Below are 14,644 nucleotides of genomic sequence, written 5' to 3'. Positions count from 1 at the left end.
TCCTTCCATTTATATAATTGTAAGCGATTTCAAATAGAAGTTTATCATAGCTTACGTACAATTTAATCTGTTCAAATTAAAGGTTTTACCCCAAAAAGTATTGTTCTTTTGTGGTTATAAATGGAAATATAAAGAAATTACAGACAAAAAAAGAGGACTTAGCGTCCCCCTTTTACTTGTCATATATCAGATTAATTATGTTCATTACAAGCCCCTCCACAATACTATAATATTTTAACAAAAAATTACTGAACATGTATTTCCGATTTGATATCATGTTGACTTAAAAATTTCATTAAATCATTACTCAGCTGCACAATCTCATTGTTAGCATTATTCGCATAATCCGGCAACATCATATCCCTAACCATTTTAGTCCGTAGCCATGTCATAAAGAAAAGATCCAAAAATAAGTTTGGAAATTTAAGCACCTTTTTAAGCATTGGTGGATCAATTGAAACGCCAGCTTTTTGTATTGCCCTTAAATACGCTTTTAAAGTGAATGTTATTTCACGTGCCGTCTTTCTAGTTCTGGCTGTTTTTTTGTCAATGATCTTATTCTCAGAATGCAAAAAGCTCAACATGGCAATGTCTGATACGGAATGTGTGATTAGATACGCTTGCATATCTTTTTTAATAACGTAGGGAAGCTTTGCAGTTTTAAATAATTTTGCAAGGTTTTCTATGCGCTCTGTCACTACACCATTAATTTCTCCAAATGCAGTTGCCGCTATAAACTTTGGTAGAAATCGAGCATGCAATACTCCATCTTTAATCTGTCCGCCGAAGCCGGGAAAAGCTGGTAAAAGTCTATCCCCTACGATATCCAGCCACGAAGAAAATCCAATTGAATTACTAGTCATCGTAACTATATTTTTGCTTTGATTATCTTTTAGCGCTAACAACGCTGCTTCGGACCGATCATAACGAACGGTAACGAAAATAAAATCGTATACATCGTCATTTTCGAGCGTATCAATGACATTCACTTGTATCGATCTAACTGTACCTTTTTCTATATACTGCAGGCCATTTTCTCTTAATGATTTATATCTATTCGAATGTGCAAACAGGCTAACGTCAAACCCTGCTTCAATAAGCTTAATTGCGTACATGCTCCCGATGACACCTGCACCAAAAATTAAAATTCTATCTTGTTTTGCTGACATATAAACCACCCCTACTTATTAATATTCCCTTTTGATTATCCGACAACATGTTGTATGATGTGATTATAAATCTTCATTATTCCTTGATCAACCATCAGTTTTTTATGATTTGTCGGATGATATTCTTATTCACTAATAGGAGGGAAACATGAAAAAGCAACCCCAAATAACGGAGAAAACAAAACAAAAGTTTGTAGAAGTTTTTTGTGAGTTATATAGCCAAAAGCCGATTGAGAAAATTTCGATTCAGGAAATTTCGAATAAGTCAGGATATAACCGCAGCACCTTTTATCAATACTTTACTGACATTTACGAATTGTTAGACTCTGTTGAAAATGACCTATTGAATGAAATGAAAAAAGAATTGGCAAATAAAGAGCTATCGATGGATAAGGTTCAAGATACGCTCTATTGTCTGGATAAAAAAGAACATCTCCTGGTTCTTAATGCCCTTTTGGGTGATTATGGAAGTGCCCGTTTTTTAAAACGCTTAAAAAAAGAAATCACTTTGGATCAATTAGAATTAAACGTTCCGCAAAACCAATCCTTAACACCATACTTCATTGAGTTTTACCTGACAACTGCCCTTTCTTTATTTCGTCTTTGGCTCCAGCGTCAAAAGGATTTATCGTCAGAAGAATTTTTCAAGTTAGTAGAGAACCTATATTCAAAAGGGATTACACCCTATTTTAAAGAATAAGTCTGTCATTCAAACCAAATCCTCATAAGGGTCCGCATTCTGGTTTAAGAATTATTCTTCGGTAAAGAAAATCGAGACCATTCAATTGGATAAAAAAAACCACTGATCTAGTTGACTAGATCAGTGGTTTTCTATTTTTTTGTAGATTTTTATATAATATATCCTCTTTCCAAAACTCCATAACAGAAGACAATAAATCCCTATATGATCACATATAATGGAAGTTCGTTTAACGATATACTTTTATGTAAGCGTTAACATTCCGTTGCAGGAGGTGGCCCTTAGTCGTGTATGCTCGTATCATCACTCTTATGAATAATCTAAGACTCAGAACGAAGTTATTTCTATCATTTGGCTGTGTCGTTCTAATCCCGGTCTTAATTGTAGGGCTGTTCCTTACAAATGAACTACGGAATATGGCAATGGCTAATGCGCTTGAGCAGATTACAGCCAACGTGGATCGAGTGAAAAAACGGACTGGCGAAATGCTCAACATCCCGCTTGATATTGCTTATCGCCTATCGAATGATAGCCGCCTTGAAGAAGTTGCCAATCATCGTTATGAGTCTGTCTATGATGTTGTTGAAGCTTACTGGAACTATCCTGATTTCCGTGATTTTGTTCGACTATACAACGAAGTTTCCAGTATCCGCTTATATATCGATAACCCAACGGTTCTCAACAACTGGGAGTTTCTACAGACGAATGAGAGTGTTACGGAGGAACAATGGTACCAAACCGCACTAGCCCAAAGGGGACTGGTATGCTGGAATTATATTCGAGACAACCGTAATGGACAATATTATTTAAGTCTAATCCGAAAGGTCAATTTTTTTAAGGCGAGAACCACCGGTGTGCTAGTCGTGAATGTGAATACAAAAAAGCTCAATGCGATCCTCAACCAAGAATCCTTTGAAACTCTTATTATGGATGAGAACGACAATATTGTCGCCTCCAATCGTGTGGATACACAAGATAAATCACTGTCGAATATTGACCTAGCAACCTTATCCGCTACAGGGCAAGGTCCCCACGATGTAACCATTGATGGCAAACCCTTCAAAATGGTGATCGATCACTGGCAACCTGGAGGGAGCTTGAATAGCCTGCGTATCATTTCCATTTTTTCTGTAGCAAGCATCGTCGATGAGCCCAACCGAATTATCTTTCTAGCTTCAATTGTAATTCTTTCGGCAATGATTATGGCTATTCTCTTGATTTACTATGTCTCACGGCTACTCACCGGAAGGATGCTACATTTGAGCAAACATATTTCTAAGGTCGCTGCGGGAAATTTAGGAGCCACGCTTGTTATTGACGGTAAAGATGAAATCGGTCAGCTTGCCAGACAATTCAATCATATGGTTCGGAACATTAATGAACTAATGAGTGAGGTACAAGAATCTAATCGACAGAAAAATGCGACTCAGCTTAAGCAAAATGAAATTAAATTCAAGATGATGGCCAGCCAGATCAATCCTCACTTCCTCTTCAATGCCCTAGAATCAATCCGCATGAAAGCTCTTGTCAGAGGACAAGCGGATATTTCTCAAGTCGTTCGACTGCTGGGAAAAATGATGCGTAAAAACCTTGAGGTCGGCAATGGGAGGATCAGTCTGCAAAGTGAGCTAGAAACCGTAAACAGTTACCTAGTCATCCAAAAATTCCGCTATGATGACAGACTCACTTATGAGCTACTTGTGGACCCAAAGGCGAATCCTTTTCAAATTCCCCCTTTAATTATTCAGCCACTGGTAGAGAATTGTGTCATCCACGGATTGGAGAATCGAATTGAAGGCGGCATGGTTCGGGTGGAAATCCGCTTAGAAGACAGTTATCTAAAGGTTCAGGTATCTGACAATGGAGTGGGTATTTCAAAAACACGGATACAAGAAATTAGGAAGATGTTGAATAACAATGATGACTATGAAACTAATAATATTGGGATGCGCAATATTCATTTGCGGCTGCAGCTGACCTACGGTCCACAATTTGGGCTGACCTTAGCAAGTCAAATCGGATTCGGAACGCAAATCAGCTTTGCGATTCCATTAAGGAGTGATTCTTATGTATAGCGTGTTGATAGTGGATGATGAGCTGGCGATCCGTGAAGGACTAGTTGCTCTGCTAGACTGGGAGAGTCTTGGATATCAAGTCATCGATTCCGCCGCAAATGCCATTGAGGCTAAACATAAATATGAACTTTACTCCCCTGATTTAATGATCGTAGATATCCGTATGCCCGGTAGAGATGGTCTAGAACTTGTTGAAGAACTGAGAGCACTTGATCCGGAAATGCACATCATCATCCTCAGTGGCTATGCGGATTTTAACTATGCTAAGCGAGCGTTATCCTTTGGCATTGATACCTATTTGCTCAAGCCTGTAGACGAAGATGAACTACAGCTATACTTGGAGAATCTGTCCATTGAGCTGGATGTACGTAATACTGATCGTAAGAAACAGGCCGCAGTCAAAGTATGGAACCGGGAGATGCTAGTTCAATCCTTGTTAATGGATCGAAGTGCGCAGACTCCGTCAATAATGGAGGCAACCGTTCTTGAAGCAGAATTACTATGGGATTCCTATCAAGTGGTTCTGATTAGGCTGATACTTCAGGACAATGCGGATCATGGACCTTCAACAGTCGTAAAGGCGAGACTTGCAAAAAGCTTTGAAGAAAATGACTGGGGCATAGTATTCTTGCTAGATTCTTATTTGGGGGTTCTGCTTCAGCCCTCATTTCAGAAAGAACTTGTACATAAGTTAATGGTCCAGAATATACAGCAAGTAGTATTTGACCATGAACTTGAATGTATCATCACCGCAGGTGATATGGTGAACTCTCTGGAGGATATCTCCGTCTCCCACCTATCGGCGCTGGCAAGGATGAAAGAGCATTTCTTCTATGACGAGACGGGGATGATTGGACCGGATTCCATGAAAATAAAGAATGGGCTGACAGTTAGTCCAGAGGAAATAGAGAACAGGCTGGAGTCCGTTTTAGAACGGATGTTTTTTTGTATGGATATCGGCAGTTGCGCGTTACTCTTCACCCTGATTCAAGAAGCTGGAGAACTTATGATTACCGCCGATTATTCCGAGATGGCCGTGAAATCGCGTTATGTGCGTATCGTCTCTTATCTACTCAACAAACTCTCGTTTCAATATAAGGAGCTGAGTCCTCTGCACAGCAACATGGATGAGCAAATTGAACAAATCTATAAACATACCTCTCTGCCTCAATTGCAGCGCTATGCCTCCACTCTTCTTGAGTATTATGCAAAAGGCATTACCCGCGACGATATGGAGGTCTTCCTAAAGCGGATGCTGGACCTCATCCATCGACATTATAATAAGAATCTTAAGCTCGACACGCTAGCGGATGTATTTAGTTATAGTAGCGCTTATCTAGGGAAGCTTTTTAAGAACAGCACGGGGTATTCCTTTAACAGCTATCTAGATAATGTCCGCATGGAGAAGGCCAAGGAACTGCTTACTCAAGGCTACAAAATCCATCAGGTCGCAAACGAAGTGGGCATCAGTGATGTAGATTATTTTCGTGAAAAATTCAAGAAGCATGAAGGTGTCTCTCCCTCCGACTACCGCAGAAAGAATTGAAAAAGACTCAACATGTTTCAGAAAACGCTTACGAAAATAACAGATATACCCCTGTTTTTTATATAAAATATTCGGGTGTTTCTTTCACTTTCTGTAGATTATGATTATGGCATATCGAAGGAGGGACATAAATGAAAGCGATTACCTCAAAAGCTCAACCGGAGCTGAAGAAGCCTGCTTCACGCTTTTGGCCAACTTTTATACAGCAGAAATACCTCTATATGATGGCCTTCCCATTTGTGCTCTGGGCATTTGTATTTAATTATTTGCCTTTATGGGGCTGGACGATGGCTTTTCAGAAATACAAACCCGGGAAATCCTTTTTCGATCAAAAATGGGTCGGCTTACAGTACTTCAGAGAGCTTTTTCAAGATGATCAATTCTTTAATGCACTTCGCAACACACTCGCTATGAGCATCATGGGCTTGTTGGCTGGATTCATTATTCCCATCATTTTTGCTATCCTTCTGAACGAGCTACGGCTTCAGTTTCTGAAACGGTTTGTACAGACAGTCTCCTATCTCCCCCACTTCGTATCTTGGGTGGTTGCTGCCGGAATTATTACCAAGATGCTCTCTACCGATAACGGTGCGGTAAACGACCTGCTGCTAAGTCTTCATCTAATTAGTGAACCTATACAATTCATGGCTAAAGGTCATTTATTCTGGGGGATCGTCACAGCTTCTGATGTTTGGAAGGAAACCGGGTGGAACACAATCATTTACCTTGCAGCTATCTCAGGTATAGGTCCAGAGCTTTATGAAGCAGCAAGAGTAGACGGTGCAAGTCGCCTGCAGCAAGTACGAAACATTACACTTCCAGGTATTCAGACAACCATCATTATTCTGCTCATTATTTCCATCGGGCATTTAATTAGCATTGGGTTCGAGAAGCAGTTCCTGCTAGGCAATAACCTGGTGCGCGACTACTCACAGACGCTGGATCTCTACGCATTGAACTACGGGCTCGGCATGGGCCGCTTCTCCTTCGGTACAGCCATTAATATCTTCAATTCTGTGGTAAGTGTGATTCTGCTGTTTGTCGCCAACGGGATATTCAAAAAAATAACAAAAGAAAGCATCATATAGGAGGCCCTTATGCTAAGTAAAAAACTGGCCGCCGTGTCATGGTCGGACCGCATCTTCGATCTGGTAGTCTATATTGCGATCACTGTAGTGACCATAGTTACGCTATATCCTTTTCTGAATGTGTTGGCAATTTCCTTTAACGACTCCACAGACAGCATTAAGGGTGGAATTACGATATATCCACGCGTCTTCACTATTAAGAACTATGAGACGATCTTCGCCTATTCCGGGCTGATGACCGGACTCAAAATCTCTATATTACGTACGGTGATTGGCACGATTCTTGGGTTGGTTAGTGCCTCCATGTTAGCTTTCACTCTGAGTCGGGTAGACTTCCAAGCCCGAAAGTTCGTCTCTACATTTCTTGCGCTTACGATGTATGTCTCAGGTGGTCTCATCCCTGGCTACATCCTGATTAAAGATCTTCATATGATAGGAACCTTTGGCGTGTATGTCCTCCCCGGTCTAGTCAGCGCATTTAATGTATTTGTCATCCGTTCCTTTATCGATGGCTTGCCCTATGCGCTGCAGGAATCCGCTAAGTTGGACGGGGCTAATGACTTCACGATTTATTGGCGGGTTATTCTTCCGCTGACCAAACCTGCGCTGGCAACCATCGCTCTCTTCCTCGCCGTTGGCCAATGGAATTCATGGCTTGATACTTATCTTTACAATGGTTCCAAGGATGCGTTGACTACCCTCCAGTTCGAGCTAATGAAGGTCATACAGAGTACGACAACTAATGCAGACAATTTCCGAGGTCGCAATATGACAGAGGTTATGGCACAAATTTCTCCGGAATCAGTCAAAATGGCTATCACGATCGTAGTCACAGTGCCTATTCTAATCGTCTATCCGTTTTTGCAGCGCTACTTTGTTAAAGGTATGACTTTGGGTTCAGTAAAGAGTTAGTATGCTAATGGTATAAGCAGGCTCAGCCTGTATACACAATACATTTTTTGACCAGAAAAAGGGAGGGTTTCTATTCATGACAAGAAATACAGTAAAATCGCATGTGATGTTGATGGTCTTGACTTTACTAATTAGTGTGCTGGCAGGTTGTAGCGGATCAAGCAACAAAACGGCTGATAACAACGTAGGAACTAAACAATCGAATGAAGTTAGTGCCACTACTGAGGCTACCGCGGAAGCAACTGCACAAGCCGAAGATTTAAGCCCGCTTACACTCTCCTTCTTCGCTGAAGATCCAAATCCGAACTGGAACAATATGAAAGACGACATCAGTAAAGTGATTACAGAGAAAACAGGCGTCACACTCGATGCGGAATTTGCGGTAGGTGATCCACAACAAAAAATCGCCTTAATCGCTGCTGGTGGTGATTATCCGGATATCATCTCTGCCAAAGCTGATATCGGTAAACTTGTAGATGCTGGAGCAGTCATCGATTTAACGGAGTTAATCGACAAGTATGCACCAAATATTAAACGTGTGCTTGGTGACAACCTTGCCCGGGCAAAATACACGAATGAAGACCAATCGATTTATGCCATTCCTACCTGGGCAGCGGTTGATGAGAAGAAATTCGTGGCTGGCGGTGGATTTGAGCTTCAACATCGCGTCTTGAAGGAAGCCGGATACCCTGAAATCAGAACAGTCACCGATTATGAGAATGTAATTAAAGCCTATCTTGAGAAACATCCAACTGATGAGAACAGCAACAAGAACATCGGAGTCTCCCTTAACGCGGATGATTGGCATATGTACATTTCCGTCACTAACCCTGCTGTTGCAACGACAGGCGGTTCGGATGACGGGGAATATTACGTAGATCAACAGACACATGAGGCGATCTACCACTTTCGCCGTCCGGAGGAGAAAGAGTATTTCCGCTGGCTGAATCATATGAATGATATCGGATTGCTAGACAAAGAGAGCTTCGTACAAAAGTATGACCAGTACAAAGCTAAAGTAGCCACAGGACGTGTGCTTGGCTTGATTGATCAAGATTGGGATTATAATGATGCTCAACAAGCGTTGAAAACGGCAGGAAAGTTCGATCAAACTTATGGTCATTATCCGGTAACATTAACGAAAGAATACAAGGAAACTAGCTTCTGGCCTACCGGCTTCATGGGTGGTTATGGCATCTCGATCTCCAGCACAAATCCGGATCCGATTCGTACAATTAAGTTCCTGGATTTTCTCGCTTCTGACGAAGGACAAATCTTGAATAACTGGGGAATTGAAGGTAAGCATTATGTGGTAGAGAACGGCAAACGGATCGTTCCGACAGATGTACAAGATCGCATCAACAATGACAACACAGCCTTCACCAAGGAGACAGGAATCGGCTTCTACTGGAATATGATGGTTCATTACGGAGACGGCGCTAAGGATGCGAGTGGAAATTATTACACTAAAAACTTCCCGGAACAACTTGTCCTTGGATATAGCGATGTTGAGAAAGAAACTTTAGCTGCCTACAAGGCAACAACTTGGAAGGATCTATTCCCGAAAGAAGAAGAATTCACTGAAAAGGCCTATGGTGCAGCATGGAATATCGCGATTCCAGGTGAAGATGAGGTCACTATTTTAGGTAACAAAATGAGAGATATTACATGGAAACGTATTCCGGAAGCCATTCTTGCCAAGCCAGCAGATTTCGATAAAATCTGGGCTGACTACATGGCAGCTTTGGAGAAAGCCGGAGTAGAAAAAATGGAAAAAGGCTACACCAAATATGTGCAGGATCGTGTTGCCTTATGGAGCGCTAAATAATAACACTTTGAGCCGAGCGGATATCCGCTCGGCTCTTTACGTTTTGCACTGCTCAATTCTCAGAATAAATCACCTCCAAGAATGGCATTATAAGGTAGACGGTGGGTCCGGTTTATTTAGGAGGATGAGGAAAATCAAAACAAATATTACGTTTATTCAATCCATCATGATTATTATGCTGAGTACAGGCCTTCTAAATCATGTCATTATCATCCCCATCCTATTGGACGCGGCAAAACGTGACGCCTGGATCTCAGTGCTGCTTGCTGGGGCATGTGCGCTAGTTTGGATCTTTATCCTGCACATTAGTACTACCAAAATCAAAAAACAGCATCTTTTCGCTTGGCTGGCTAAAGCTTACCCTCCTATCGTGAGCCGTATTCTTGCGGTAGTCGCTAGTGTATATTTGTTTGTCTTATGCATGATTACAACTAGAGACACTGTATACTGGGTGCATCTGACCTTCTCACCAGAGACACCTATACTGGTCCTTACGTTCGTATTACTTTTGATTTCTGTGATAAATGCTTATTTAGGTATTCACTCCCTCGCGAATACCGCTGCTATTTTGCTGCCTTTTGTTATTATATTGGGTTTTTTTATAATGTTCTCTAATACAACTCATAAAGATTATTCCTTATTAAGACCGATGCTTGAGCACGGTATGCAGCCCGTTTGGAAAGGGAGCGTGTACGTAGGAGCAGGTTTTGTTGAGGTCATCATGCTTTTCTTTATGCAACATCACATCAAATCGCGATTGTCATATCTATCGTTTATGATCATGATCCTGCTTATCTTAGGTTTAACCATGGGTCCGATAATTGGTGCAATTGTTGAATTTGGTCCGGATGAGGCTGATAAACTCAGATTTCCCGCGTATGAAGAATGGAGATTGCTGACGATTGGACAATACATTGAGCATCTAGATTTTTTTAGCGTTTATCAATGGTTCAGTGGTGCTTTTCTGAGAATTTCTCTAACTATGTTTCTAATTCTCGATATACTCCAAATTCAAAGCAAAAAAGTGAAAATGTTGGTTCTTGGAAGCATATCTTTTGCTATTGTAGTGTTCACAGCCATTCCATTTAGTGACCAATTTTTTCTGAGTATGTTAGCTCACTATGTACTTCCCTTTTCTTTATGGGGGGTACTCGCTTTTTCTGTAATTATTGCAGGGCTGATTAGCTTGGCTCAACGAAAGGGGAAAGCAACATCATGAAAGAGCCTGAGCAAAAGGAATCCAATACGTTCGAGGATGTGTTCACACGAGTATTTGGTTCAAGTTCAGACATTAAGAGAATAACTATCTCTTTGTCTGACTCGGACAATGCCGTTCAACTGGTGTATTGCCAGGGGTTGTGCGATGAAATCAAAGTGGAAGAATATATCATCCCGGAATTAAAAAAGATCCCGGAATCTATTCTCACATCGAATGAACTCGATCTTATGCAAAAGGTTCCGTTTCACATGACCCCCCTTCCATCAAAAGAGATTAATGCTTCAATGATTGATACTGTGCTTAATGGTGATCTTTTCCTTCTTTTTACGCCATCGAATCAATACTATGTTGTGAAATTGGCTGATCCACCTAAACGACAACCTGAAGAACCCAATACAGAAGTGTCCACAAGAGGGCCTAAGGATGGTTTTACGGAAGAATCATTTACCAATATTGCCCTTATTCGAAAAAGACTTAAGACAGAATTATTGGCTGTTGAACAATTCAGTATTGGAATACAAACCGCGACTGAAGTTCATCTTTTATATCTCAAGGAGACGATTAAACCTCATGTACTAGATGAGATCAAGTCAAAACTAACCGGCATTCAAATCCAGGGATTGGTGAGTAGCACCCAGCTTGAAGAAAGTCTGACTGGATTTTCGTTTTTTCCATTATTCGCATATACGGGCAGACCTGACTATGCTGCGAATTCACTGCTTCATGGCAAATTTGTGCTCTTGACGAATGGTTCGCCTACTGTGATTATAGCGCCAGTGAGCTTTAGCTTCTTGTTGAATACTTCGGAAGATGCACATATGGTAAATATCTTTGTTGCTTTTACTAGGTTATTAAGAGTCCTAGGGGTTATGCTTTCCCTGTTTTTGCCGGGCTTTTGGATCGCGCTTACTACGTTTCATCAAGATCAAATCCCCTTTACGCTGCTTGCAACATTAGTAAATTCGAGACAAGGCGTGCCTCTTCCGGCTCCCTTGGAGGCGATTGTGATGCTCATTTTATTTGAGATTTTTCGGGAAGCAGGGATGAGATTACCTACTGCTTATGGCCAGACCTTATCGGTAGTTGGAGGTTTAATTATCGGTCAGGCAGCCATAAGCGCCGGCATTGCAGGTCCAGGTACGATTGTGGTAATAGCCATTTCAGTATTGGCTACCTTTACATTGGTCAACCAGTCTTTAGTTAGCGTTGTTAGTTTGCTTCGGATTGCTATTCTCATCATTAGCGGGTTTCTGGGGTTGTTTGGTACGATGACATGTCTGCTTGCACTGGTCCTCTTTATGGTCAATTTACGTTCTTTCGGCACCTACTATCTTTCCCCTCTATCCCCGCCTCACTGGAAGGATTTTTATAAAGTTATTTTCAGAATGCCGTGGGGAAAGGGAAAGTTCACGGACAATACGGGAAATAAAGGACGAGATCGATCATGAAATTGATCCGGTGCATGCTTGTTACTGCTCTGCTCTCCATGCTGCTTACAGGTTGTTGGGGATCAAAAGAAATTGAGCATATGATCTATGTGAATACATTAGGCGTCGATTATGTAGATAACAAAGTCGTTGTTTATATTCAAATGGTTAACTTTAGTGGCATTGCGAAAAAAGAGGCCGGGCAGAGCCAAGAACAAAAAACTTTCATAGGGAAAGCAGAAGGAGATTCGTTTGATGCGGCAATATTTAATTTATATGCCACTAGTCCACAAAGAATTATCTGGAGTAATGTGAAAACAATCGTATTTAGTGAAGCAGCGCTAAAGAAGGGTAGCGTCATCAATCAAGTATTGGACGTTTGGGATCGATATTATGAATTTCGATATACCGTTTGGACCATGGCAACCAAGGAACCCATGGAAGAAGTGCTGACTACCCCGTCGATCGCCGATCTGTCAGTGATCTACTCGCAGCTTAACAGTCCCATGCGAACCTATGAACAGAGCTCGGTTATCGCTCCATTGTATCTGTACAAGTTTATATGGAAATGGAGAGAGAAAGCCGAAACGGTTCGATTACCTTTTCTTGAAGTTGCGCCAGACTGGACCAGTAATAAGGAACCTTCCCCTAACATTAGCATGTCGGGGATCTGCTTTCTGCAAAATGAGCAATTTCGTGGTTGCCTGAAGTCTAAAGAGATATTAGGGGTTCGATGGCTGGAAAAAAAGACGCAACGAACGCCTCTGATAATCAAAGATGACAAAGAAGTACTTGCTGTGATCGTCATGAACAAAGTTAAATTCTCTATTCAACCCAAGATGAAGCATGGCAAACCTATCTTCGATATTAAAGTGTCTATGCAGGGCACTCTTCCGGAATTGAGCGCAAACCTTAATCGAAAAGATATTGAACTGAAAGCAATAAAAGTAATTGATGATCAGATTAGGGAAACTTACTTGAAAGGTTTAGAAATAAATGCCGATGTATATGGACTCTCAGGAATATTCTATCGTAATCTTCCAAAAGAGTGGAACAAACTGAATGATAAAGGAATCTTACCGCTCGATTCAAGCAGCATCGAAAAGATTGATATCAAGGTGAATCTGATCAGTGGTGGGATATCTAAGATTGAGTAAACTCAGATGAAATGATCAACTAAAGGCTGATGAACAACTTTTAATTAATAAAAGTTGTTCATCAGCCTTTTTATTTGAAATGATTAAACGACAGGTTTCGCACGCACAGTATAATTCTTCCTGTATATGTAACTTTCTTCTCAATAGTTATTTTTAGTGCCTTTACACCGCTCCCTCAGAAGGAGGAATTCATAGTCACAACGAATAAACAGTATATCAAATTATTTCCAAACTATCGGGAGGGCTAATATGCTGGATGTAAAGGATATTTTACTGCAATTATTGTTTGCCCTAACCCCTTTTGTCCTTTATACCATTTACTATCGTGACAAAGCCGTTAACTATTCAAAACAATTTATCACGATCACCTGCATGATATGTCTTTTTATGTCGATGACCTTTCCTGCTAGTATACAAGATGGAATCATATTCGACATTCGTTACGTGATCATGTTTTTCGGAATGGTGTATGGAGGCATAACTACTGGAGTTTTTCTTATCGTTGAGTTTCTAGTATACCGCCTCCTTATAGGTGGACAGGGACTATTTTCAGCGATAATTATTCTCTCCATCACTTTCTCCTTATCCGCATTGTTATCCAATCTATACCGTCGCCGTTCCGAGTACCGAAAGCTTATTACACTCATTGCAGGGATATGCTTTTCCATTATTCCAATAGGTACTATGTTTGCAACGGAATACCAATACACGATACAGCATTTAAAGTTCAATATCCTCGTTATGCCAGTACAAAATTTCCTTGGAATTTGGATATTGATTTCCCTTTTTAATAAAGCAGTTTCTGATAAGGAATTATATCTCAGGTATCTTCAAAGTGAAAAATCGGAAACGATTGCTCATGTCGCGGCCTCTCTAGCCCATGAAGTCCGTAATCCACTTACAGCGGTTATGGGATTTTTAAAATTATTGAAGGATGATTCGATCACAAGAGAAAAGAGTCAGAAATATATTGAAATTTGCCTTGAAGAGATTAAGCGGACAGAAGTTATTCTTTCTGAATATTTATCGATAGCCAAACCCAATCATTCAATAGTAGAGAAAATTGAACTTGTGCAGCAAATCTGCTCAATTGTAGATATCATAACGCCGTACGCCAATATGAATAACGTTACTTTGGAGATGCACCCCTTGGAGGATAAACTATATGTATCTGCAAATCCTACTGAAATCAAACAACTATTCATAAATTTCATCAAAAACGCGATAGAAGCTTGCACTGTTCATTCAACAGGTATTGTGAGCATCCGTATCGAGCGTCAATCCCAATTCGCAAAAATAATAATAATTGATAATGGGGTTGGTATGAGCAGCGAGCAGATGGATCGACTGGGAAGCATTTATTTTTCAACTAAAAGCAAAGGTACCGGATTGGGACTTACGCTTTCTTATCAACTGATCCGTTCGATGAACGGTGATGTAAATGTACGAAGTAAATCAGGAGAAGGAACTGAATTTATTCTCTCGATTCCATTAACTGACTGAGTACTTAGATGCTCCAACGC

Annotated in this window: 11 protein-coding genes; 10 read left to right on the top strand and 1 reads right to left on the bottom strand. The window is 40.8% G+C overall.

The annotated features are described in order from the left end of the window. Positions 1–245 precede the first annotated feature (245 nt). Positions 246–1,169, bottom strand: coding sequence for a ketopantoate reductase family protein (locus tag MKX41_RS07850; RefSeq protein ID WP_340969413.1), 924 nt, complete (start codon positions 1,167–1,169; stop codon positions 246–248). Between the two features lie 148 nt (positions 1,170–1,317). Here MKX41_RS07850 and MKX41_RS07845 point away from each other — a divergent pair, with 148 nt between their 5' ends. The 10 genes from MKX41_RS07845 (at position 1,318) to MKX41_RS07800 (ending at position 14,624) form a co-directional block, all read left to right on the top strand. Next, positions 1,318–1,869, top strand: coding sequence for a TetR/AcrR family transcriptional regulator (locus MKX41_RS07845; protein ID WP_076301174.1), 552 nt, complete (start codon positions 1,318–1,320; stop codon positions 1,867–1,869). A gap of 287 nt (positions 1,870–2,156) precedes the next feature. Continuing rightward, a complete protein-coding gene (locus MKX41_RS07840) occupies positions 2,157–3,944 on the top strand; it encodes a cache domain-containing sensor histidine kinase (RefSeq protein WP_340969411.1) in 1,788 nt (595 codons plus the stop codon). Continuing rightward, positions 3,937–5,490 carry a response regulator transcription factor gene (locus MKX41_RS07835; RefSeq protein WP_340969410.1) on the top strand — a complete coding sequence of 518 codons (1,554 nt, stop codon included), beginning with the start codon at positions 3,937–3,939 and terminating at the stop codon, positions 5,488–5,490. Before MKX41_RS07840 ends, MKX41_RS07835 begins: the two co-directional genes overlap by 8 nt. A 131-nt stretch (positions 5,491–5,621) precedes the next feature. Beyond that, positions 5,622–6,578 carry an ABC transporter permease gene (locus MKX41_RS07830; protein ID WP_340969408.1) on the top strand — a complete coding sequence of 319 codons (957 nt, stop codon included), beginning with the start codon at positions 5,622–5,624 and terminating at the stop codon, positions 6,576–6,578. A 9-nt stretch (positions 6,579–6,587) separates the two neighbouring features. After that, entirely contained in the window at positions 6,588–7,490 is a 903-nt protein-coding gene (locus MKX41_RS07825; RefSeq protein ID WP_149644533.1) for a carbohydrate ABC transporter permease, read from the top strand. A 76-nt stretch (positions 7,491–7,566) separates the two neighbouring features. Continuing rightward, entirely contained in the window at positions 7,567–9,318 is a 1,752-nt protein-coding gene (locus tag MKX41_RS07820; RefSeq protein WP_340969406.1) for an ABC transporter substrate-binding protein, read from the top strand. A gap of 124 nt (positions 9,319–9,442) precedes the next feature. Beyond that, positions 9,443–10,537, top strand: a complete 1,095-nt coding sequence (locus MKX41_RS07815) for a GerAB/ArcD/ProY family transporter (RefSeq protein WP_340969405.1) — start codon at positions 9,443–9,445, stop codon at positions 10,535–10,537. Continuing rightward, the gene (locus MKX41_RS07810) at positions 10,534–11,985 is read left to right on the top strand and encodes a spore germination protein (RefSeq protein ID WP_340969403.1); all 1,452 of its coding nucleotides are present in this window, start codon (positions 10,534–10,536) and stop codon (positions 11,983–11,985) included. The genes MKX41_RS07815 and MKX41_RS07810 overlap by 4 nt, the downstream gene beginning before the upstream one ends. Continuing rightward, positions 11,982–13,121, top strand: coding sequence for a Ger(x)C family spore germination protein (locus MKX41_RS07805; RefSeq protein ID WP_340969401.1), 1,140 nt, complete (start codon positions 11,982–11,984; stop codon positions 13,119–13,121). The genes MKX41_RS07810 and MKX41_RS07805 overlap by 4 nt, the downstream gene beginning before the upstream one ends. A gap of 249 nt (positions 13,122–13,370) precedes the next feature. Then, positions 13,371–14,624, top strand: a complete 1,254-nt coding sequence (locus MKX41_RS07800) for a HAMP domain-containing sensor histidine kinase (RefSeq protein ID WP_340969399.1) — start codon at positions 13,371–13,373, stop codon at positions 14,622–14,624. The last annotated feature ends 20 nt before the right edge of the window (positions 14,625–14,644 follow it).

It is taken from the genome of Paenibacillus sp. FSL R5-0475, from assembly GCF_038004585.1.
Lineage (GTDB): Bacteria > Bacillota > Bacilli > Paenibacillales > Paenibacillaceae > Paenibacillus_AQ.
This window is presented reverse-complemented; position numbering and strand designations above follow the sequence as displayed.

Coding starts and splice junctions, on each gene's coding strand:
- MKX41_RS07850 (WP_340969413.1), bottom strand. CDS start 1,169: ATGTCAGCAAAACAAGATAGAATTTTAATTTTTGGTGCAGGTGTCATC.
- MKX41_RS07845 (WP_076301174.1), top strand. CDS start 1,318: ATGAAAAAGCAACCCCAAATAACGGAGAAAACAAAACAAAAGTTTGTA.
- MKX41_RS07835 (WP_340969410.1), top strand. CDS start 3,937: ATGTATAGCGTGTTGATAGTGGATGATGAGCTGGCGATCCGTGAAGGA.
- MKX41_RS07830 (WP_340969408.1), top strand. CDS start 5,622: ATGAAAGCGATTACCTCAAAAGCTCAACCGGAGCTGAAGAAGCCTGCT.
- MKX41_RS07825 (WP_149644533.1), top strand. CDS start 6,588: ATGCTAAGTAAAAAACTGGCCGCCGTGTCATGGTCGGACCGCATCTTC.
- MKX41_RS07820 (WP_340969406.1), top strand. CDS start 7,567: ATGACAAGAAATACAGTAAAATCGCATGTGATGTTGATGGTCTTGACT.
- MKX41_RS07815 (WP_340969405.1), top strand. CDS start 9,443: ATGAGGAAAATCAAAACAAATATTACGTTTATTCAATCCATCATGATT.
- MKX41_RS07810 (WP_340969403.1), top strand. CDS start 10,534: ATGAAAGAGCCTGAGCAAAAGGAATCCAATACGTTCGAGGATGTGTTC.
- MKX41_RS07805 (WP_340969401.1), top strand. CDS start 11,982: ATGAAATTGATCCGGTGCATGCTTGTTACTGCTCTGCTCTCCATGCTG.
- MKX41_RS07800 (WP_340969399.1), top strand. CDS start 13,371: ATGCTGGATGTAAAGGATATTTTACTGCAATTATTGTTTGCCCTAACC.